Raw genomic sequence first — 1,923 nt, 5'->3', positions numbered from 1 at the left:
GGCCACAATAGCCACTGTACTCAACCACATCACCTCCTTAGGTGTTCCTATGATTAGTTTTCAATACCTTTTCGAGCCATTACGCCTTGAAGGTAATAATGTTTTATCTCTTTCATTTCCGTTACGAGGTCTGCCTCATCGATCAACTCTTGAGGAGCCCCACGGCCCGTAAATACGAGTTCCGTTTCCGGATGACGAGCATCGAGCAAAGCCTTGGTTTTATCCCATGAAATGAGTTCAAAGAAGAGGGCCATATTGTACTCATCAAGAACAACGAGATCGTACTCACCACTACCAATGGCAGCAAATGCACGTTCGTAGCCTTTTTCGATAAGCGCCACATAGTCTTTTGGCGGATTGCCAGATTCAAAAACAACGACTTCATCGCCCCATTTAGCGAGTTCGTCCTTGCTCTTCATCCCTTCTTTGATGATAAAGAATGGCTTGCCTACAGTTTCTAAGGTTAGATTTGTTAAGGTAGGTAAAATAGTATGTTCACTATATACTTTCGATTTCATAAATTGTAAAAAGAGGACTTTCTTGCCCGCGCCGATGGCGCGAATAGCTAGGCCGATTGCGGCAGTCGTTTTGCCCTTGCCTTCGCCGGTATAAACTTGTACATAGGCCTTCATAGATATACCTCCGTTCATATACTTTTATTTTACAATATATATATACAAAAGAAAAGAAAAAGAACTTGCTATTAGTGCATTTGCACGCATAGCAAGTTCTTTTTTATAAAATATATTAGATTATTTACCCCACAATTAGAAAATTGTATAGCCATCGATTACAACGCAAGCTTATATTGTGGCTAATGGGGATACAATCATAAGGTCACTAGTTGCTAATTGGCAAGAAGATCATAGGATCTACAGGCGCACTATTGAGGCGTACCTCGTAGTGAACGTGGGCACCCGTACTTTTACCAGTACTACCCATCAAGGCTATGGTTTGACCTTGTTTTACGCTCATCCCTACCGTTACCAATACGGCACTATTATGGCCATAACGAGTAACAAAGCCATTGCCATGGTCGATTTCAACGAGGTTACCATAACCGCCGTTTGTATAACCCGCAAAGGTTACAACACCCGCTGCAGTAGCTACGATTTGGGAGCCATACTCATCCGCAATGTCGATCCCCTCATGGAACGCACCAATAGCGCCCGTAACAGGGTCAACACGACTACCAAATGGAGATGTAATAACGCCCTTACTTGGCCAAATACTAGGTGTCGTACTGTTCACAGCACCACCAGAGCCAGCGGAGAAATTAATGGATTGCAATGCCATCAAGTCTTGCGCGCCACCATCGCGAAGGATGTTGCGCATCGTATAGAAGCCAACGAGCAATTTTTGTGCTTCCTTATCCATTTTGGACAATCGAGCGGATAATTGTGCCGCTGTTAGCGTCTTTACTTCGCTTTCATCAGCGGCTACCGCCTTTGGGTCGCTACCGTCCCCGCCACCTTGAGATGGTGTGCCAGATTCAGCGCCCTTCAGCATTTGCTTGTTCTCTTCGCTAATTTGATTCAAGTTTTGAATTTTCTTATCGAGAACCTCTGTTTTTTGTTGTAACAATTTTAACTGTTCCGATTGCAATTGCGTTTGTTGACGTAATTGCACAACCTCAGCTTGACGCACAATGCCCCAAATGCCGAGTACCAATGCCAAGACTAATACTACAGATCCAATAATAGCAACGAGTTTCGCCTGCTTGGTGGTTAACGTCAATATGCAGTTGTCACCATTTCTTTCAACTTTGTTTGAAATGAATGCCGGTAATTTCAACATAAACCTTCCTTATTTTGAAACGATGGCGCTCGTCAACGCTTCCTCATTGGTACGTTCGCCCAACGCTTCGTTCAAACTTTCTAATTCTTCTTGTGAAAGACTTACTAAACTTTTACCTTTCACAAT

The 1,923-nt window shown here is 43.4% G+C and carries 2 protein-coding genes and 1 pseudogene; all 3 read right to left on the bottom strand.

The features are described from left to right. Positions 1-53: 53 nt before the first annotated feature. Complete coding sequence (locus Q0507_RS04290; protein ID WP_298712917.1) at positions 54-632, bottom strand: cob(I)yrinic acid a,c-diamide adenosyltransferase; 579 nt, start codon at positions 630-632, stop codon at positions 54-56. A gap of 208 nt (positions 633-840) precedes the next feature. Further along, entirely contained in the window at positions 841-1,296 is a 456-nt protein-coding gene (locus Q0507_RS09755) for a M23 family metallopeptidase (protein ID WP_367268449.1), read from the bottom strand. 510 nt (positions 1,297-1,806) lie between these two features. Then, positions 1,807-1,923 (bottom strand): annotated as a pseudogene (locus Q0507_RS09750) (DUF4446 domain-containing protein); the annotation flags it as partial.

Source organism: uncultured Veillonella sp., assembly GCF_938010505.1.
Lineage (GTDB): Bacteria > Bacillota > Negativicutes > Veillonellales > Veillonellaceae > Veillonella.
The sequence above is the reverse complement of the archived record's forward strand: the minus strand, read 5'-3'. Positions and strand labels throughout refer to the sequence as shown.

Excerpts from the sequence above, each read along its gene's own strand:
- Q0507_RS04290 (WP_298712917.1), bottom strand. The coding sequence starts at position 632 with ATGAAGGCCTATGTACAAGTTTATACCGGCGAAGGCAAGGGCAAAACG.
- Q0507_RS09755 (WP_367268449.1), bottom strand. The coding sequence starts at position 1,296 with ATGGCATTGCAATCCATTAATTTCTCCGCTGGCTCTGGTGGTGCTGTG.